Origin of the sequence: Rhodococcus sp. BP22 (genome assembly GCF_014281965.1) — a bacterium.
In the GTDB taxonomy this organism is placed as follows: Bacteria; Actinomycetota; Actinomycetes; order Mycobacteriales; family Mycobacteriaceae; genus Rhodococcoides.
Genome location: NZ_JACFTB010000002.1, coordinates 251385 through 270757, shown reverse-complemented (window position 1 = coordinate 270757; position 19373 = coordinate 251385). Strand labels below are relative to the sequence as shown.

General features: G+C 63.2%; 16 protein-coding genes. 5 read left to right on the top strand and 11 right to left on the bottom strand.

Annotated features, from left to right (window positions below):
- Positions 1-65 precede the first annotated feature (65 nt).
- The 3 genes from H2510_RS05800 (at position 66) to H2510_RS05790 (ending at position 4932) form a co-directional block, all read left to right on the top strand.
- On the top strand, positions 66-497 hold the full coding sequence (locus tag H2510_RS05800; RefSeq protein ID WP_186627387.1) for a DUF5318 domain-containing protein: 432 nt from the start codon (positions 66-68) through the stop codon (positions 495-497).
- Between the two features lie 739 nt (positions 498-1236).
- Positions 1237-3339, top strand: a complete 2103-nt coding sequence (locus H2510_RS05795; protein WP_261392786.1) for a transglycosylase domain-containing protein — start codon at positions 1237-1239, stop codon at positions 3337-3339.
- Positions 3340-3465: 126 nt separating this feature from the next.
- Complete coding sequence (locus H2510_RS05790; protein WP_261392785.1) at positions 3466-4932, top strand: glycosyltransferase 87 family protein; 1467 nt, start codon at positions 3466-3468, stop codon at positions 4930-4932.
- Here the strand turns inward: H2510_RS05790 and H2510_RS05785 are convergent.
- From H2510_RS05785 to H2510_RS05755, 7 genes are all read right to left on the bottom strand, one after another.
- Complete coding sequence (locus tag H2510_RS05785; RefSeq protein ID WP_186627647.1) at positions 4929-6125, bottom strand: TerD family protein; 1197 nt, start codon at positions 6123-6125, stop codon at positions 4929-4931. The two genes, H2510_RS05790 and H2510_RS05785, sit on opposite strands and share 4 nt — an antisense overlap.
- A gap of 116 nt (positions 6126-6241) precedes the next feature.
- The gene (locus tag H2510_RS05780; protein ID WP_186627386.1) at positions 6242-6997 is read right to left on the bottom strand and encodes an ESX secretion-associated protein EspG; all 756 of its coding nucleotides are present in this window, start codon (positions 6995-6997) and stop codon (positions 6242-6244) included.
- Positions 6998-7014: 17 nt separating this feature from the next.
- Entirely contained in the window at positions 7015-8475 is a 1461-nt protein-coding gene (locus tag H2510_RS05775) for a hypothetical protein (protein WP_186627385.1), read from the bottom strand.
- A 128-nt stretch (positions 8476-8603) separates the two neighbouring features.
- A complete protein-coding gene (locus H2510_RS05770; RefSeq protein WP_315901256.1) occupies positions 8604-9452 on the bottom strand; it encodes an HAD family hydrolase in 849 nt (282 codons plus the stop codon).
- Positions 9449-11776, bottom strand: a complete 2328-nt coding sequence (locus H2510_RS05765; RefSeq protein ID WP_186627384.1) for a phosphoribosyltransferase — start codon at positions 11774-11776, stop codon at positions 9449-9451. Before H2510_RS05765 ends, H2510_RS05770 begins: the two co-directional genes overlap by 4 nt.
- A complete protein-coding gene (locus tag H2510_RS05760; RefSeq protein WP_186627383.1) occupies positions 11773-12930 on the bottom strand; it encodes an HpcH/HpaI aldolase/citrate lyase family protein in 1158 nt (385 codons plus the stop codon). The genes H2510_RS05765 and H2510_RS05760 overlap by 4 nt, the downstream gene beginning before the upstream one ends.
- A 47-nt stretch (positions 12931-12977) precedes the next feature.
- Positions 12978-14081: a hypothetical protein gene (locus H2510_RS05755; protein ID WP_186627645.1), complete on the bottom strand. Its 1104-nt coding sequence runs from the start codon at positions 14079-14081 to the stop codon at positions 12978-12980.
- Between the two features lie 262 nt (positions 14082-14343).
- Here H2510_RS05755 and H2510_RS05750 point away from each other — a divergent pair, with 262 nt between their 5' ends.
- The gene (locus tag H2510_RS05750) at positions 14344-14919 is read left to right on the top strand and encodes a TerD family protein (RefSeq protein ID WP_084345828.1); all 576 of its coding nucleotides are present in this window, start codon (positions 14344-14346) and stop codon (positions 14917-14919) included.
- A gap of 108 nt (positions 14920-15027) precedes the next feature.
- Positions 15028-16125 (top strand): DUF475 domain-containing protein, encoded by a 1098-nt coding sequence (locus H2510_RS05745; protein WP_088945977.1) that lies wholly within the window; start codon positions 15028-15030, stop codon positions 16123-16125.
- Between the two features lie 21 nt (positions 16126-16146).
- Here the strand turns inward: H2510_RS05745 and H2510_RS05740 are convergent, their stop codons facing one another.
- The 4 genes from H2510_RS05740 to H2510_RS05725 form a co-directional block, all read right to left on the bottom strand.
- The gene (locus H2510_RS05740; protein WP_315901279.1) at positions 16147-16407 is read right to left on the bottom strand and encodes a LuxR C-terminal-related transcriptional regulator; all 261 of its coding nucleotides are present in this window, start codon (positions 16405-16407) and stop codon (positions 16147-16149) included.
- Between the two features lie 223 nt (positions 16408-16630).
- On the bottom strand, positions 16631-16999 hold the full coding sequence (locus H2510_RS05735) for a response regulator transcription factor (protein ID WP_186627381.1): 369 nt from the start codon (positions 16997-16999) through the stop codon (positions 16631-16633).
- 139 nt (positions 17000-17138) lie between these two features.
- A complete protein-coding gene (locus H2510_RS05730) occupies positions 17139-17831 on the bottom strand; it encodes a response regulator (protein ID WP_261392757.1) in 693 nt (230 codons plus the stop codon).
- 67 nt (positions 17832-17898) lie between these two features.
- On the bottom strand, positions 17899-19308 hold the full coding sequence (locus H2510_RS05725; RefSeq protein ID WP_186627380.1) for a glycosyltransferase family 87 protein: 1410 nt from the start codon (positions 19306-19308) through the stop codon (positions 17899-17901).
- Between the last annotated feature and the right edge of the window lie 65 nt (positions 19309-19373).

Here is a 19373-nt window from a genome sequence, read left to right as displayed (position 1 = left end):
TCGTTGTCGCATAAGAGTCGGGATGCCCGGTTCGCGTGTCTGGCGCCGCACGTACTCTGGTCCTCGTGCGACTTCAGCGACAGGTGGTGGACTACGCCCTTCAGCGACGGTCACTGCTCGCCGAGGTGTATTCGGGCAGGACCGGCGTGGCCGCAGTGTGTGATGCCGATCCCTATCTACTGCGTGCGGCCAAGTTCCACGGCCGCGGTAGCGACGTCGCATGCCCGATCTGCCGCAAGGAGCAGCTCACCCTCGTCTCGTGGGTGTTCGGCGAGAAGCTGGGGACACTCTCGGGTTCGGCGCGCACAGCTGACGAACTCGTTCGCCTTGCGGCGACGCAGGAGGAGTTCTCGGTTCACGTCGTGGAAGTCTGTCGTTCCTGCAGTTGGAATCACCTGGTTCAGTCCTATGTACTAGGTGCAGTTCCCACCCCGAAGCAACCGCGACGGCCCCGATCGGGATCTCGCGAACCGAACCGTCGAACAGCGAGCGAGTGACACACATCGCGTCGCTGACAACCCCGGTCGGCATACGGATGTGCCAGCCGCAACCACTGGAGACCTGTACGTGAGTTCCCCCTACGACAACACGCCTGGTGGCAGCGACAACACACCTGGCGGCAGCGACAACACCCCCGGCGCAGGCGGCCCGCCTCCCGGCCGTCCTCCCATGGGCCCACCTCCCGGTGTTCGACGGGACGCGCAGGGTCGACCACTGGGTCCGCCTCCGGGTCGACCGCAGGGTCCGCCTCCGGGTCGTCCGCAAGGACCGCCCGCGGGTCGGCCGCAGGGTCCGCCCCCGGGTCGGCCGCAGGGTCCGCCTCCGGGTCGGCCGCAGGGTCCGCCGCCAGGAGGCCAACAGGGTCCGCCGCTACGACCACAGGGCCCCCAGCCGCAGGCCGGTCGACCCGTACCGGGCGGGCCTTCGCAAGCGGGCCGACCGACGAGCGGTCCACCCGCAGGCCGTCCACCGACAGGCCGTCCACCTACGGGCAACGGCCCGGCTGGTCCACTGCCCGGGCGCCCTCCGCTGCCCAATCGCGGCCCTGAAACGGGTCCGCCCATTGCGCGCGGTGCCGGTGGGCTTCCACCGACCGGACCGCCGGACAACCCGCCCCCACGTTCCTCGGGCAACGAACCGCCCGAACCGCCCGAGAGAGGTTCCGCCGCGAACACGAAGAAGAAGTCCAAGTGGCGGGTCGCCCGTCGAACGCTGTACGCGCTGATCGCGTTGGGGATGATCATTCCGATTCTGACGTTCATGGTCGCCTACACGGTCGAGGACGTCCCACGCCCGGGTGACATCAAGACCAACCAGGTCGCCACCATTCTGGCGTCCGATGGTTCGAGTGTGCTCGGTAAGGTCGTGCCCCCCGAGGGCAATCGCACCGATGTCTCGATCGAGCAGGTGCCGTTGCACGTGCGAAACGCAGTGCTGTCAGCGGAGGACAGGGATTTCTATTCGAATCCCGGCTTCTCGGTCACCGGATTCGGACGCGCATTGCGTGACAACGTTCTCGGACGCGACAGTGCAGGCGGTGGCTCGACCATCACCCAGCAGTACGTCAAGAATGCCCTCGTCGGATCCGAACGCAGCTTGACACGAAAGATGCGTGAGCTGGTCATCTCATCGAAGATGGCTCGTCAGTGGTCCAAGGACGACATCCTGGCTGCATACCTGAACACGATCTACTTCGGCCGAGGTGCGTACGGCATCGCGGCCGCGTCGACGGCGTATTTCGACAAGCCGGTCGATCAGTTGACCGTCGAAGAAGGTGCCATGCTGGCGGCCACCATCCAGCAGCCGTCGAACCTCGACCCCGAGTTCAACCCGACCGGAGCTCAGACTCGGTGGAACTACGTGCTCGACGGCATGGTCGCGCAGGGCAGCCTGGAGCAGGCGCAGCGTGCGGAGATGCAGTATCCACGGTGGATTCCAGGTGCGCAGGCCGACGCCGGTGACAGTGACTCCGGCCCCAACGGGCTGATCAAGTCCCAGGTCCTGCGTGAATTGTCCGCGGCGGGCGTCAGTGAGCAGGACCTCAACACCGAGGGATTGCAGATCACCACGACGATCGATCCGGTGGCGCAGGCTGCAGTGATCGATGCGGTCGATTCGAACATGGAGGGCGAGCCCTCCGAGCTGCGCGCGGCGTCCGTTTCGATCGACCCACGCACGGGTGCGGTCAAGTCTTACTACGGCGGCTCGGACGGCGGCGGATTCGACTTCGCCCAGTCGGGCCTGCAGACGGGGTCCTCGTTCAAGGTCTTCGGCCTTGCGGCGGCACTGGATCAGGGTATTCCGCTTTCGCAGATGTTCGACAGCTCACCGCTTACCGTCAACGGCATCCCCATCAGCAACGTCGAGGGCGAATCCTGCGGAACGTGCACCATTGCAGAGGCGCTCAAACGCTCTCTCAACACGAGCTTCTACCGCTTGCAGTTGTCGATGGACAACGGTTCGCAGGCGATCGCCGACATGGCACACAAGCTCGGAATTCCCGAGGAAATCCCGGGCGTTGGTCCCACGTTGACCGAGCCGAACGGTGCCGGACCGAACAACGGAATCGTGCTCGGCCAGTACCAGTCTCGCGTGATCGACATGGCCTCCGCCTATGCGACGCTCGCTGCGTCCGGCGTCTACCACGCACCGCACTTCGTGCAGCGCGTCGTGACGGCCGACGGAACGGTCCTGTTGGATCGGGGCGCAGAGGCAGGCGAGCAGGTCACTTCCGCTGCTGTTGCGGACAACGTCACCGCTGCGATGCGGCCGATTGCCGGATACTCCAAGGGCCACAATCTGGACGGCGGCCGTCAATCCGCCGCGAAGACTGGCACTGCGCAACTCGGCGACACCGGCGAGAACAAGGATGCCTGGATGGTCGGGTACACCCCGTCACTGTCGACGGCAGTATGGGTTGGAACCGAACAGGGACTTCCGCTGCAGAACAGCTACGGCGGATCGATCTACGGTTCCGGACTCCCGTCGGACATCTGGAAGGACACTATGGACGGTGCGTTGGAAGGAACGTCCAACGAGTCCTTCCCGACGCCGGAGCCGATCGCCGGTCAGGCCGGTGTGCCGCAGTACTCCGCTCCCGCAGCCCCGTCCACGACACCACCCAGCGCAGCAGTGGTGACGCCACCACCGCCGATCACGTTGCCGATCCCGACGGAGATTTCGCCGCCCGTCGTGATCACACCGCGCCAGGTCGAGATCCTTCCAGGGGTGACGATTCCGCTACCTGGTCTCGCACCGGCGCCGGCGCAGTCGCAGACGACCGAACCCGCCACACCACAGACGCCCCAAAAAGAGCTCGAACCTGCTCCGGCTCGGTAACGTGACGGGGTGAGCGACGACAGAGCCATCGAACCCGGGGCGAGGAAAGTCGTCGCGAGCCCGGGGCCGTTGGCACCCGACCGCTCCTCGAACGTAGCCCGAGATCTCCCGGGCGCGAACGACCCGATGACCGCAGAGTTCGCTGCGGTCATCGGTGGATCGGCGGGGAAGCACGCACTGATCGGCCGGCAGCGATTTCTGACGCCGCTTCGGGTGGTGTTGCTCCTCGCCGTGCTGTTCCTGAGCTTCGGTTGGTTCGCCAAGGCCGGCTGTATTCAACAGGCGCCCAACGGACCAGAGGGATCGCTCGGTCTCGACTGGAGTGGCAGCCGCCAGTACGTTGCAATGTGCTATTCCGACACAGTTCCGTTGTACGGCGCAGAGCGCTTGGATCAGGGTGCCTTCCCGTACAAGAAGTCGTGGGAAGAAGTGGCCGCGGACGGAACCACTCAGATTCGCTACATGGAGTATCCGGTCCTGTCGGGGATGTATCAGTACGGCTCGATGGTCGTGGCCAAGGCATGGAGCTCGATCTCCTGGCTGCCGCAGGCGCTCTCGGTGGTGATCTACTTCAATGTCGTCGCGATCGGGTTGGCCCTTGCATGGTTGGTCACCGTCTGGGCGACAGCGATGTCGGCCGGCCGGCGCATCTGGGATGCGGCCCTCGTGGCAGGTTCACCACTGGTCATCGTGCACGGTTTCACCAATTTCGATGCTTTGGCAACAGCTTTCGCTGCCGTAGGAATCTTGGCTTGGGGTAAGAAGCGACCCGTACTGGCCGGTGTTCTGCTCGGTCTCGGCGGCGCGACCAAGTTGTATCCCCTGCTTCTCCTCGGCCCGCTGCTCGTATTGTGTTGGCGCGCTGGGAAAATGCGCGAATGGTCTCTGACCGCCGGTGCCGCGCTGGGGGCGTGGCTGGCTGTCAATCTTCCTATCGCACTCCTGTTTCCGAGCGGATGGTCGGAGTTCTTTCGGCTCAACTCCACGCGCGCTGCCGACCCGGATTCGATCTACAACGTCATCTCGTCGTTCACCGGATGGAGTGGATTCGACGGAACCTTGTACCCGGGTGACAAACCGCTGTTTCTCAACACCGTCACAATGGTGCTGTTCGTTGCCGTGTGCGCCGGTATCGCCTACATCGCGATGAATGCTCCGATGCGTCCGCGATTGGCGCAGCTGAGCTTCCTCGTCGTCGCCGGGTTCCTGCTGACCAACAAGGTGTGGAGTCCGCAGTACTCACTGTGGCTCGTGCCGCTGGCTGTGCTCGCGCTACCGCATCGAAGAGTGCTGTTGGCCTGGATGGCGATCGACGCCTTCGTCTGGTTCCCCCGGATGTACTACTACCTCGGTGTCGCCGACAAGGGCGTCCCGGAGCAGTGGTTCACCGCTACCGTCGTCGTGCGTGACATTGCCGTGATCGCACTGTGCGCGTTGATAGTTCGGCAGATCTATCGTCCGGACGAGGATCTCGTGAGACTGGGCGGGGTGGACGATCCGGTGGGCGGAGTGCTCGACCATGCGCCGGATACGCATCGGGTCACGAAAACCACCGCACCGCAGGCGGTTTCCGTGCCCATGCGAGTGGACTAGATGTACTTGCCGAGATGCGGAACGGCTTCGCCTGCGTGCTTGGCGGCGATGCCGTCACCGATTGCCTGAAGCTTCCAGTTACCACCCTCGCGGTAGACCTTTGCCATGACGAGGCCGGTGAACGGCATCCCGCCCTGGAGCGTGAAGCGGGCGAGCTCGGCGTTGTTGGTGTCGTCGACGAGGCGGCAGAATGCGTTCTCGACCTGCTCGAAAGTTTGTCCTCGGTACGAGGTCACCGTGAACACGATCGCCGTCACATTCGCGGGAACACGAGTGAGGTCGACGTTCACTACCTCGTCGTCGCCCTCGCCGGCGCCGGTCAGGTTGTCGCCCTGATGCAGGATCGACCCGTCCTTGGCCTTCAGCTGGCCGTAATACACGACGTCTGCCACGTTGCGCCCGGCGAACATGATCGCCGACGCGTCCAGGTCGATGGCCCCACTGCGTCCGCCACCGCCGAAGAAGCCGGTCTTCTTGGGTGCGGCCACCGGGTCCCATCCCAGACCCATCCGGATCTTCGTCAGCGCGACGCCACCGTCCTTGCGCAGGGTGACCTTCTGACCCTTGGTCAAGCTGACCGGACGGGCTTTCGTCAAACTGACCTCGGATGGGCCTGACGGCGGTGGTGTCGGTGCGGGTGGTGTCGGTGCGGGTGGTGTCGGTACGGGAGGAGCCGGGGTTGCCGGTTGCGCGGTGGGAGCATCGTCGACGGACACACCGTGGTCGGTGACCAATGCGGCGAAACCACCGGAGTAGCCCTGTCCTACTGCCCGAACTTTCCACGTGCCCGAGCGTCGGTACACCTCCACAGCGATCACGATGGACTCACTGCTCAGGCCGTCGACGACGTACTCGTACAACACATTGCCCTGCGCGTCGGCGATGCGAGCGGTCGGTGGGGCGGCTCGGCCGAAGCTGCTCGAAGCGTCGTCGAGGGTGATGACTGCGCGGATCTGTTCGATGTCGGCGGGGATCTCGGTCAGCGCAATCGACAACTGTCCGGGTTGTCCAGCGGCACCGGGGGCCAGACGAACACCAGGTCCGGTCGGCTGATTGAAGAAGACGAAGTCCGCGTCGGTGCGGACTTTGCCGTCCCCGGTTACCAGAAGTGCCGACAGGTCGGCAGGAGCGCTGAGCTGCACGGATACGACCACGTTGTTCACGGTGATCGGACCGTTTTGTCCCTTCGCCAAGGGCTGACCGGCTGGAGCAGACAATGTGTGTCCTTTTCGATGAGAGCGGGTCGTGAAGTGCGCACACCAATGTACTGGGTCGAAATGTCCGAATGCTGTGGACGAAGTTCCCGGCTTCAGGTCTCGGCTGCCAACTCTGTGGCCAGCCTTCGGACTTCCGCGGCCACGTCGGAATCGGAGGCGGGAATGACGCTGACAGTAGAACCGGACCGGACCAGGTATCGACCGTCATCGGCGTTGTCCACCCAGTGAAAACCAGCCAAGTCCTTTTCCACTCGATTGTCGGTGGCTTTGCCAGGGCAGACGAGGATTTCGCCTGCGCTGGTTCGACGTCGGCCCAGAAGCCGATCGAAGTGCTCCTTGGAGGTCGACCCTGTGGCGTTCTCGAACACGACCGAGTTCGCGGTCGATTGTCCGATCGGAGAAGACCGCGGGATGTCGATGCGGGGGTTGGTGCCCTTCGGGGCTTCGGGCAGTGCGTCCAGCACTCGATTCACGGCGCGATACGAGGCGACCAAGCGAACCGTCACCGGGCCGCCGGAGGAATCATCGAGTCCGGGTTGTTGGATCAGCACCGCTGCACTGTCGTGTCGGATCGCGGCATGGCCACGGATCTTGACGTCCCCGGAACCGTCGGCTGCACTCGTGCTCCTCGTATGGCCGACGACTTCGATTCGAAACCGCGGGTCGAGAAGGATCCGTCCGGCCTCGCGCAGGTCTTCGTCCATCTTCGTCGCGATGCCTATCGACGCCTCGTGGCATTGACGGTGATATTCGGCTGCCGAGCTTGCCGTCGCACGAATTTGCAGTGGGAACGGCAATCGATCGCGCCCGAACTGTTCCATCATGACCCGAAACTCGAGGCCGGTCATGGTCCACTCGCGCTCTTTCACCCGCCGAGCACCGGTGGAACGACAAGTGGCAGCGTGCCGATCAATTCGTCTCCATTGACGGCATCGACCAGATAGCCGGGCGTCTTGTGGACGTCGTCTGCGCCCCCCGGCCCACCGCGACCTGCGCCAGGCGACATTCCGCCCATTCCCGGGGTACCGGCACGGCCGGCGGCCGTACCGGATCCTCCGGTCGATCCCTGGCCCCCAGCCGCGGTACCGCCCTGGCCAGGAGCCCCGAGAACCGAGCCGCCGACCCCAGGGCGATTGAACCCACCCATGCCCGACCCCGAGCCCGTACCGCCGGAGCCCCCGCCGAACCGAGAACCGGTACCGCCTGAACTGCCGCCCCGGGAACCTGAGCCGCCGGCACCTGACCCGCCTGGACCAGAACCGCCTGGACCAGAAGCTCGGGGACCACCGAGTGGGCTGCCCAGAACCGAGCCACCGGGTGAGGACCCCGCTGGTGATGATCCGGAGGGGGCATTGGACCCTTGCTGCGCCCCTGCCGGACCGGTCGGCGGCTGCGTCGACTGTGGTGCCTCACCGGGCGCCCAACTCGACGCCTCTGTCCCGGTGTCCCGAGCATCCGATGCGGGAGATCGAAGAGCACCGCCGTCGGAGGCAGGTGAACCGGTCTGCCCCGAAGCACCATTGCCGGATCCGGGCCCGGTGGCCGAAGCGTCCGCTCGAGGAATGGGTTGCGCATCGAAGCCGAGGCCCTTGGTACCCGGTCGGTACCTGCCAGCGTCACCCGCGCCACCGTCGGTGACCGGATCGAGCGCGGTCGGCAGAATCGGAACTTGGTCGTCGGATTGATGCACGACCGGCATGTACACACTGCGCATGACCTGGCGCGCAGCTTCTTCGGCCTCTTCACGTGCGTATTGGGCCTGCTTCAACGCACCGGGCACGAGAAAACCAGGAGTCGCGTCGAGCACTTTCTCGAACGGGCCGGTAGGCAGCGGAGGCGGAACGCTCGCCTTGGTCTGCTGAAGACCCGTATATGCCTCGAGCAGCTTGTTCGCCACGAGATGCGCAGTCGTCTTCAACTCTGCGGTCGACTTCGTGTACGCCTGCACACCGTCGACTGCGGCGGTGGCTGATGGGCCCTGCCAGCTGGTGCTGTTCACCGTGGCCATTGCCTGAGCGAACTGATCGGCGCCCTCGGCCGCGTGGGCTCCGATCGCTCGCCAGTTGTTGGAGGACTCCCCGGCCCGTTCAGGTTGGAACTGCTCGACTTTCCCGAAGATCTCCCCATGCGACATTGCATCGAACGGGTCGTCGTCGAACACTGCCTTGGGCTCGTAGCCTCCGCCGTACGCGTAACTGTCTCGCTCTTGATAGATGACGGCGCGAGTCAGATCGCCGAACTCCTGCGCCGACATGTCACCGAACCCGCTGATGCTCTCGAGTGTGCGCAGGGTCTGCTGCAGTTCTTCCGAAGGATCACCGCTCATGCCTGGTGCTCCGGAACATGCGTCGGCGTAGAACCCGATTCCGCGGATGCAACACGATCCGCGCCCGTCCAGGGCCTACCTTTCGAGCCCGTTCTTCCCCAGCCCATGCCTGTACCCCCGTGTGTGCGTCAACCCCTTGCCTTGTTCGACGCAGCGGACGCATGGATGGTTCCATCGACTTCTCGAGCCGTCTCGGCATGCAGCCAGGTGAGGATCTCCTCGCCTGCGAGACCACCCGCCGACGTCGTGACCACCAACCCGTCGTGCTGGAAGTTCATCGCCTCCAGCTCTCCGTGCCGCGGCCTGATGGACCGGTCGGCGGTAATGAGCATGTCTGCATCGAGTGCGCCGTCGCCCGCAGCAAGCGTGAGGGCCCCGACGTCGAGAACGCCGTCGTCGATGCAGCGCGTGAGAACTTCGGCGACGGCGCGATTCTTGCAGACGACGTCGGGCATCGTGTAAATCTTGCGTCCCTGTTGCGAGACGTTCCATCCACGCGCGGCACACCACGAAGACCAGTCCGCGAGAAATTCGGGCGGAACCGCTGCGGGTTCGACGACGAGGTAGCAGAAAAGATCGTCCGCAGTCCGACGCTTGAGAACCCAGTCGCCGCCCGTTCGACGCGTCAGTTCCTCGCGGACCCCGCCGAGATCGATGTCCGAGAAACCGGCGCGCCATGCACGGTCGGGTTCACCGTCGACGAGGATGTTGCCGCCGTTGCTCGTGATCGAGAATCGCCACGGCGCACCGGGCAGTGAGATTCGCTGGAATTGCTCGATCGTGCGTGTCGTCGTCGGCACCACGACGGCATCGGCAGTCAGGGTGCGGAGCGACTCGGCGGCAGCGGTGGTCATGTAGGACAGTGGCGCTCTCTCGAACATTTCGACGCAGACCACGGTGTCGTCGACCTCGAACCCCAACGCGGCTGCGGAGAAGATCATCGTTCGGTCCAGGTCGACCGCTACGAGGGTGTTCACGTGACATCCTTGATCAGGCCCATGCACGAATATGCGAGGTCCGGTACCTCGAGCACCGGAACATCTCTGGCGGCAGCCAACATTCGGATATGCCGGTGCTCGGGGGCGTCGAGCTCGCGCACGAGAATCCGCCATGGAATTCGCCGGAGAAGTACTCGTGTGGTTTCTCCTACACCGGGTTTGACGAAATTGACATGCGAGATCCCGAACTCTTCGCGGACCTTCTCCACCGAAGCCCATCCGGTCCAGGTCGGGGTGCGATCGGAGTTCGATACTGCGGTGACCGATCGGGCGACATCCTCGCGTACCGCATCGAATTGTGCTGACACGGTGTCGAGAAGGTGATTGGACACGTCGTCCGGTGCAAGGTCGGCGTAGTACTTGGCACCGTGGAATTCGCCGTCGTCGATCAGGTCGCGGTTGAGGACCGTCCGGGAGACGAGACCGGAGACCGTCGAATTGAGGCAGGCAGATGCGATGAGGAAATCATCGCGCGTGCCGTAGGTCCGCGCGCAGTGGCCGGGGTCGGCCAGAACTGCGAGTTCGCTGTTGAACTCTGCGCCCTCGAATGCCGCGAGCGCAGCTGTCAATTCGCGGGCGATGGCACCTTTGCCCGTCCAGCCGTCCACGAAGACGACCGACCGGGGATCATGATTGTCTGCGAGGTATTTGAGTGCGACAGTATCGATTCCACGGTCGCGGACGATCGAGAGGGCATAGTGCGGCAGTTCGAGTCCGTGCGCATGGTGTGCCCATCGGCGCATCAGGATCCCGATCGGTGTGCCGGCCCGTGCCAAGGAGGCGAGGGCGATGTCGTGCCCGCGCTCGGCCAGAACGAGTTCGGTGACGGTGCCGACTGCGACTGCCAGACGAGAAGCACTGTCCTGCAGGACTTCTTCGAACAATTCACGGTACGCGAGATCGGGCTGAAACTCTACGGGCAGCGATTCGGCATAGTGCGCTGTGCCGGCCTGAATTCGCTTCTCTCGCTCACCGACATCGGCTTCGAGCTCGATGCCGGAGAGGTCCTTGAGCAGCCACGTCACCTCACCAGGGGCGTAGGAACCGAATGCGGGCCCGGTCAGGGGCACTGCCCGGCGCGATACTGCGAGAGCCACCGGATCGGCACCGGTGATGACGACGACGAGGACATCGGCGCCGGACGCGGCGAGAGTGCGAGCGGCACCACCTTCGCCGAACAGACGGTCGGTGTCTGCAGGCTCGTCGACCACGAGAATCAGCAACGCATTCTCCGGGCCGTCGGCGTTGTAGACATACCGAGCCTCGGGTTCGCCGTCCTCCGGCGCCAGAAACTGGAAGCCGCGACGCAGCGGATAGTTCGGTGTATCGAGAACGTAAGCAGGTGAGCGAGTGGTAGTTTGGAACAATGCCGGATGGCCACCCGCGCGGAGGATCAGCGCGAGGCGAAGTGGCAGGTACATCAATTCCTCGTGACCGAGGACCACTACGGGTCTGCCGGCGGGCACGACGGTCTCGACTCGCGTGGCAACGTGAGCGATCGCGTTCTCGAAGGCCGGAGTGTCGAAGGAGAGGAAGCCGTGACGGCCGCCGTCGGGAACGGTTGCGGGCCAATCCACATCGAGGCGGGTCACGGTGCCCGCCGTCTCCGCGGCAGGATTGAACGTCGGGTCCGGTAGTCCGGTCACGTCACCGACGAGTCCGTCGGCCAGCTCGACGCTGCCCTGCGCGAGGCTCACGCTGACGATGGTGACGCCGAGTTCGGTCGCGACGGCTTCGGTCTCGAGAATGTGCTCCTCGCTTCGCATGTCGACGAGCGAGGCGATCACGTAATGTGCCCGCGGCGTAACGGCGTGGACCGAACGGATTGCTTCCAGTGCCGTTTTACCGGTGGATATCTCGTCGTCGACAAGCACTAGCGGAAGTGGGACGGCCAGGACATCCGCGGACGTCGGCAGCAGTTTGTGATCCGTCGCGTGTGAATGGCCTTCTTGGAACTCGCCGTACACCTCGAGGCCCGGCACATCGCGACGCGTCGAATGGAGGTAGGAATATGCGTTGAGTCGCGCTGCGACGCCATGTCCCAAACCTGTTGCAGTTTCGGCGAACCCGAGCACGACGACGTCCGATCCGCCGACCGCGTCGAGTACGAGCGTCCCCAGTTGGTCCGCCGCGGCGGTCACGAGTTCGGGGTCGACCGGTATGTGTTTTCCGAGCACCTCGGACACCAACAGATGTGCACGCCTGGGGTTTCGACGCAATCCGGGGCGGACGAGTTGCTCTACCGACCACTCCGAGGACGTCCCGGTGCCGGTGACTCTGATTCCGTCGGTCGGGTTGTTCATCGGTCCGCCAGAGCGGTGAGTACGTCCACGAATGTGATCTTTTCGTTGGTGACGCCGAAAGCATCGGCACGCAGCAATGTTTGGCTCGCCCAGTTGCGATGTGGTCCAAGCTCGTTCATCTTGTTACCGTAACCCGAAGCTCGGACACCGCCGGTGTCGGATTCCAAGATGTCGAGCGCATCGTGGTACTCCTCGTGTGTGACTGCGGACAGTGCATGTACAGCTGGAACGTGAGACGGGTGAATTACCGTCTTTCCTTGAACACCGTTGGCGCGGTCCAATGCGACTTCGCGAAGGAGAGCATCGAGGTCACTGCTGACGAGCTGCTGCCGAAATCGCACTGCCCCGGGTTCGACGAACGGGGTCTGTCTGAGCATGGGACGGAACATGCGTTCGTGATCGGCGAAGTACTCCCATACCGGTCCGGTGATGACGAATCCGGTTCCGTTGTTGCGCCCGAGGTGGTTGACGATGGCGCTGATGACGTCGGCGACGACGCGTACGTCGTAGATGGTCAGGTCCCGGTCGCGGCGGATACCGAACATGCCGCACATGTCGGTGGCGCCGATGCGCACCGCGAGTACTCGGTCACTGTGTGCCAGAAGCAGTTCTCGTACCGCGACGAGTTCGGTGTCGCGAGTCTCTCGGAATACGACCTCGGCGGATTCGAGAACTGGCATCGCGAACAGTCGCTTGCCGTGCTCGCTCGAACCGGCGGCGATGGCGTCGAGGAAGGAGGCGCCGTTGGCTGCGGTGAACTTGGGCACCACGAAACCGGCGAGGGAGGCGGCACCGTGAGCGATCTCGGAACAGATCCTGCGAATGTGCTCCGGAGTACGGGCCCGGACGAAGACCAACGCGGTGAGGTCCTCGTCCGTGGCCAGCTCGTCGAGTGTCCGCACGGCGTTGGTGAGTGCTTCTTCGAGATCGTGATCGGCTACGGCATCTTCGAGGTCGATGACCAAGGAGCAGACGCCCATGCGGCTGCGTTTGATCAACGTCGCCGTCAGATCGGTTCGTGTTGCCGGCATATACAGCGTCGCGCCGAGTGCCGTTGCGACACTGACGATGTCCGCGTCGACGGGAATGTTCTTGGGTGGCCGGAAGAACAGTGCGTCGTGCACTGCGGGATCGAGATGTCGAAAGTGTTGCACCGGGCGTCCTTAGCGTTCGTGAGCAAATGAATTCTGGAGTTCGGCAATCAGCGAGCCGAGCCTCGCATCCTGTCGACAACCCCGGAGATGAAGCCCGAAATGGTATTCAGATCTTGCAGATAGGACCAGTAATCGGGGTGAGTGCCGGACAACGCAGTGCTCGCTCTCTCGATTCGAGCCAGCTGAGCATCCAACACCGATCCCCACTCGGCAACCAGACCACGGTTCACAGCCAACTGTTGTGCGTCTCGCAACGTGAAACGTACCGCCCGTTCCTTCTCCCGTGGGTTCGCCTTCACCGCACGCAGCAATTCGACCCGATCGGTGACGGCGTCGACAAGGGCCTCGGCGTCGGAGAGGCGCGCGCGAGCCTGCGCGATGTAGTCGAGAGTCTGTTCGGGGTTGCCGGCGTCGGCGGCCGCCCGCGCGGCGGCGAGGTCTTCCGAGGCCTGCTCGATGTATCGGGCGCTCATGTGCTCGTTGGCCGAGAGGTCGGCCGAGCTGGCGACATTGAACTCGCGGAGCAACGTCGAGAAGGCGGGTGCGAGTCGTTCGAAGCGTGTGCGGACAGCCTCGAGGCGGGTGCGGACCGACGAGAGAGCCGAGCGCGCTTCCTTGGCCCGGGCCGGAGCGGCCTCGACTGCAGCCTCCAGCGCTGCTGCGGCTTCACGAACTGCGGCGGCGGCATTTCGGACGCCCAGAGCGTCGTTCGCCGCGGTGGCGCGGTCGAGGGTGGCCACGCCGGCGTCGAGTGTCTGCCATGCCGCTCGTATCGACGGGTAGTCGGTGAAGCTGTCGTCGGCGGCAGCGACGGCCAACTGGGCCTTCTCGGCAAGAGCCTTGGCATCCTGAGCAAGGCGCGGGGTAGCGGCGAGCGCGGAACGTGCTTGTTCGAGGTCGATTCGGTGCGCTTGGTAGAACTCGTCGACAGCGTGGCATGCCTCGCCCAGCGCACGCGTCGCCGCGTCGAATGCGTTCTGTGCTGCGGGAGTGGTGAGGCCGTCGAACTGATCCACCGCCGCCAAGTAGGCGGCCCCGGCTTCGAAACACTTCTTCTCGGTCTTGTTCCATAACGACGTTATGTCGCGTGCCGGAGTCAATGCCCGGATTGCGTCGACACCCGTGGATGCGATCGACTGTCGTTTGTCCATGTCGAGGAAGGCAGCGACGGCGCTCTCCTGTGCTGCGCGCGCAGCAGACTCCGATCCACCTCCGCGGCGGAAGGCCCCAGGCCAGCGACTTGTCACCCGCTCGATAGTACTGACGGGAACTTCCCGCCGTGGTGTGCACGTTGCCGTAGTGCAACTGTGACAAACAGGATCGGGCCTGCGGTGTGACCGCGAGCTCCTCACAAATCGGACAGATGACCACTACGGTGGAAAGTCGTAGCGGAATCCACACGAAAGGACAGACATGGGCGTCAGCCTCAGCAAGGGCGGCAATGTTTCACTCACCAAGGCAGCTCCGAACCTGACCGCGGTCACGGTCGGACTCGGTTGGGACATTCGAACGACGACCGGAACGGACTTCGACCTCGACGCCAGCGCCATTGCGCTGAACTCGACGAAGAAGGCACTGAGCGACGGACACTTCGTGTTCTTCAACAACCTCAAGTCCCCCGACGGTTCGATCGAGCACACCGGTGACAACACCACAGGTGAGGGTGAGGGCGACGACGAGCAGATCAAGGTCGATCTTGCCGCTGTCCCGCCGGAGATCGAAACGATCACCTTCCCCGTCTCGATCTACGACGCCGATGCGCGTTCGCAGTCGTTCGGGCAGGTGCGCAACGCGTTCATTCGCGTACTGAACCAGGCCGACAACTCCGAACTCGCTCGCTACGACCTCAGCGAGGACGCCTCCACCGAGACCGCCATGGTTTTCGGTGAGCTGTACCGCAACGGTGCCGAGTGGAAGTTCCGTGCCGTGGGCCAGGGCTACGCCTCCGGCCTCGCCGGAATCGCTCGTGACTTCGGCGTGAACGTCTAGGGTTCGTAAGTCGTACTTCGATAGGGGAAAATCCCGCCGCATCATTCATGATGTATCGGGGTTCTCCCCTATTTGTTTTTATTGCCGCCAAGAGAAAGGCCACCGACAGTGGTTCTACGGATATTCGGATGGTCCATCGGAGTCACGATTGTTTCGGTGATCGTCGCCTTCCTCTACGGCGGTCTCGAGGCGATGATTCTCGTCTTGATTCTTGGTGTCCTCGAAGTGTCGTTGTCGTTCGACAACGCGGTCATCAATGCCACCGTGCTTCGCCGGATGAGCGAATTCTGGCAGAAGATATTCTTGACCGTCGGCATTGTCATCGCGGTGTTCGGTATGCGGTTGCTCTTCCCGCTCGTCATCGTCTGGGCCGCATCCGGTCTCGGACCCGTCGCAGCGATTCAACTTGCACTCAATCCGCCGGAGAACGATGCTGCGACCTTCCCCGACGGCAGTCCCAGCTACGAGACCCTCCTCACCGACGCGCATCCTCAGATTGCTGCGTTCGGTGGCATGTTCCTGCTGATGCTGTTCCTCGGATTCATTTTCGAGCACCGCGAGATCACCTGGCTGAGCTGGCTCGAGAAGCCGTTGGCCAGGATCGGCAAGCTCGACCAGCTCGCTGTCGTCGTGGCAGGTCTGCTGCTGGTGCTCAGCGCGGAGTTCCTCGCCGACGACGACAAGATTTCCACGGTCATGGTCGCCGGCGTGCTCGGCATGATCACCTACATCGCCGTCAACGGACTGGGTGAGTTGTTCCATACCGACGAAGAGGGCGAAGAGGGATCGAGTGGTCCGAGCGAACTGGCCAAGGCGACCGGCAAGGCCGGGTTCTTCCTGTTCCTCTACCTCGAGGTCCTCGACGCGTCGTTCTCGTTCGACGGTGTCATCGGCGCTTTCGCGATCACCGCGGACCCGATCATCATCGCCCTCGGCCTCGGATTCATCGGTGCGATGTTCGTCCGATCCATCACGGTGTTCCTGGTCCGCAAGGGCACGCTGTCCGATTACGTCTACCTCGAACATGGTGCGCACTGGGCCATCGGCGCACTGGCGATAATTTTGCTGGTGTCGATCGGAGTGGAGATCAACGAGCTGATCACCGGCTTCGTCGGCATTCTGTTCATCGGCGCTGCTCTGATCAGCAGTATCAGGCGCAACAAGAAGCTGGTCGAGCAGGGTGAGGACACGAAACTCACGGTGTAACGAGTAGGCGAAAGCCCTCCGTCACCAATGGTTGAGCTTGGTGTGGCCGTCCTGTAACGCGCGAGCGAACAGGGCGGCCTTCGTCGATGCAGGTCTACCTACCACCGCGTACTTGTGTCGAATGCGAGTGAGATGAGTGTTGACGGTGCCGACAGAAATGCGGACCGTAGATGCGGCGTCGGCTTTCGAATCCGATGAGAACCACGCAAGCATGACTTCGACTTCGCGGGCGCTGAGTGCGGGTCTGCGATACAGGTATCCATCGAGTTCGCTGGTCGACACCGAATAGCATGCAGACTCCGCTCCTGTATCCCGCGCAATCGTGGGTGGACGTGGCGAACTCGACAACGTGTACCTCCTGCAGTAAGAAATCCAGCACCAGAGACGTTCTTCCCCCATGCCGAGCGCCCGACCGCCCCCGTCGATACTGCGCGCGCAACCGGCATCTGAGAAGGGGTGTACCGAAATCTGTACACAATCAATACGTCGGTCGGCGCGGAAGTACCTACAGCTCCGCGATATCGATCATCCCGTCCTGCAGCGCCCGCGCTACCAGCGATGCTTTGGTCGAGGCCGGGCGGCCGACCGCCGCGTATTTCGCCCGAATGCGCGTCAGATGTGTGTTGACGGTGCCCAATGACAGGAACAGCGACTTGGCCACAGCGGTTTTGGAGTCGCAGTGTATCCAGCAGGTCAGCACCTGGATCTCGCGTCTGGTCAAGATCGGTTTAGGCAGAAACGAGCCCGACATTCCGGCGACGGGACGGTCTTGGACCGGCGGTGTGAGGCTGATCTGTGGGCGTGAAGGACGCTCGACGATCGGTGCCGAAAGCCCGGACAAGCAGATAGCTGTGGCATCGAAACCTGGTGGCATGGCGTTCTCCCCGTACTGGTGCGGTTGTGGCCTTTTACAAACCGTTGACTCGAGTTTCACAGGTGGCGGGCGGGTTGTCTGCCCTCAGAACTAGGGGCATTGAATCCTTGACGACCTGGGCGATTGACTCCGTAGATCCTCAGCTCACCGGCGGAACTTCCGGCATCGGAAGCCATCCGTCTTCGACAGCTCGCTTGTAGAGGTCGGTTTTGGTCGGTGCGGGACGCCCTGCCTGGGCATACTTGTTTCTGATCCGAACCAGGTAGTCGTTGACAGTCTGCTCCGAAAGCCCTGCCAGACGCGCGACGCGTCCGGCCTTTTCTCCCGACGCATACAACGCCAGTACTTCGCGCTGACGTGGACTCAAGCCGACATCGGGCAGTTGCGGGTCGCCGTCGATCGCCGCTGCCCAATCGGTGGTGACGACCTGGCCTCCGGCTGCGGCGCGTCGGATAGCCGAGACGATGGCGGCGGCCGGCTCGGACTTGCGGACGACGCCCAGAACTCCTGCCCTCGCGGCGGACCGAACGAGAAATGGATTCTCCGCACCGGTGTAGACCAGGACCTGTGCACCTGCGGCGTGTAACTTCTCGACATTCGACCGCGGTGAAGACCCGTCACCGAGACGAAGATCGAGGACGACGAGGTCCAACGTCGGACTCGACGCCAGAAGTTCGTCGACAGTGGCAGCGACGGCTATCAGATCCAGGTCCGATTGGTCGGCGAGGATGGATCGAAGGCCTAGCGCAACCGACTCGTGATCCTCGACCAAACCGATCCTGCGTCGAACGTTGCCATCGGTCGGCATCGGTTCCCCCGAGCCTTGCGTCATGCTCCGCCTCCGCTCACGACAACTACTTCGGCTGCCTACCGACTAGTCGGAACAAGGGGTCGGTTTGTTACTGGGTCGGCGCGTTGCTCCGCATGTCCGCCTTCGACGTCCCCGTGTCAGATCCACCGCCAGCGTCTGCCGGCTGTGTCAGCCCGGGGTTTCGTAGCCCGGCGCGGAGGAAGACGAAGAAGAAGACGACGAGCAACACTGCACGTCCCCAGACCCCCACCTCGACGAAAACTTTCTCGGTAGTGCTGTCCGAACCCTCGGTCAGCGCTCCGAAGTACTTGAACACCCCGATGCCCATCGACAGGTCTGCCACCAAGTACGCACCGACCAGGGCCCATGGCACGCGGAGAAGAACGAAGAACGGAACAAGCCAAAGGGTGTACTGCGGTGAGTGCACCTTGTGCAGGAGTAGGAATCCGCACAGCATCGAGCCACTGACAGCGATCCAGGGGTAGGTGTGTTCCACCTTCATCTTCCGCAGGCCGAGCCACAGTGCCAACCCGAATGCCATGAAAACGAGCAGCGGTGACAACACATCGACGGTGTCCTGGAACGACGCTTCGGCGCGAAGATAATCCTCCGGCGTCATGGAATCGGTGATGTAGAGGTGACGCACTCCCCAATACCAAACGGAGTTGGTGGTGATATCGGCTTGGCGGAGAGTTTGGAAGGCGAACGAGGCCCGCCAACCCTCGTAGCCCAGTACGGCAAAGGGAAGGTTGATTGCGACGACGGTGCCGATCGCTGCCATTGCAACGCCGAGCGCGCCCTGAATGTCGAACCGACCTCGAACCGTGTTTGGTAGTTCGCGACCGCCGTTCCCACCGTAGGCGACGTAGAGGAGTAGTGGCAGCACGAATGCACCCGGATACAGCTTGAGGCAGAATCCGATCGCGAGCAGAATTGCGGCCAGTATCCCTCTGGTGCGCAACGGAATTCGAAGGGCCATGACGAATACGGCGCCGACGGCCGCTGCCACCACCGGTAGTTCCCAGTTGTGGAATGCGTAGAGCACCAGCGGAGGACCGACCGACCACAACAGCGCAGGCTTGCCTGCAAGACGCCCGAGCATCCACGCTGTCAACAGGCCGAACGGTGCAAGCAGTGCACTCGAATAGAGCAGAAATTCTGCGTCGGTATGTGATGGGATCGCACCGAGCCACATCAATAGACCGCTCAATACCGGATATTCGACGGTCCCGCCGGTGAGAATTCCGTTGGGCGTGATGCCACCGCTGAGGTAAGGAAAGACGTGATTGTCGATATCGCGTCCGAGCCACAAGAATTGGATATCGGAATAGCAGACCCAACTGTCCTTGACCGTGTCGAAGGCGGTACTGCGACCGTTGTCGAGGAATGGAGCGACGGCGCAGCGGGCCTTGTTGAAGTAGCCGAGAGTCAGGGTCAGGGCACAGAGGGACACCACTGCGACCATGGTCGCCATCGACGTGCGTTGCCCTGATCGCATGAAGACAAGCCTATGTTGCCGCCGAGTGTGCTCTGGCACCGTCGTTTGATTTCGCAGGTCAGGGT

Coding starts and splice junctions, on each gene's coding strand:
- H2510_RS05775 (WP_186627385.1), bottom strand. CDS start 8,475: ATGAGCGGTGATCCTTCGGAAGAACTGCAGCAGACCCTGCGCACACTC.
- H2510_RS05790 (WP_261392785.1), top strand. CDS start 3,466: ATGACCGCAGAGTTCGCTGCGGTCATCGGTGGATCGGCGGGGAAGCAC.
- H2510_RS05725 (WP_186627380.1), bottom strand. CDS start 19,308: ATGCGATCAGGGCAACGCACGTCGATGGCGACCATGGTCGCAGTGGTG.
- H2510_RS05780 (WP_186627386.1), bottom strand. CDS start 6,997: ATGACCGGCCTCGAGTTTCGGGTCATGATGGAACAGTTCGGGCGCGAT.
- H2510_RS05735 (WP_186627381.1), bottom strand. CDS start 16,999: ATGCCACCAGGTTTCGATGCCACAGCTATCTGCTTGTCCGGGCTTTCG.
- H2510_RS05730 (WP_261392757.1), bottom strand. CDS start 17,831: ATGACGCAAGGCTCGGGGGAACCGATGCCGACCGATGGCAACGTTCGA.
- H2510_RS05750 (WP_084345828.1), top strand. CDS start 14,344: ATGGGCGTCAGCCTCAGCAAGGGCGGCAATGTTTCACTCACCAAGGCA.
- H2510_RS05755 (WP_186627645.1), bottom strand. CDS start 14,081: ATGGACAAACGACAGTCGATCGCATCCACGGGTGTCGACGCAATCCGG.
- H2510_RS05765 (WP_186627384.1), bottom strand. CDS start 11,776: ATGAACAACCCGACCGACGGAATCAGAGTCACCGGCACCGGGACGTCC.
- H2510_RS05795 (WP_261392786.1), top strand. CDS start 1,237: ATGATCATTCCGATTCTGACGTTCATGGTCGCCTACACGGTCGAGGAC.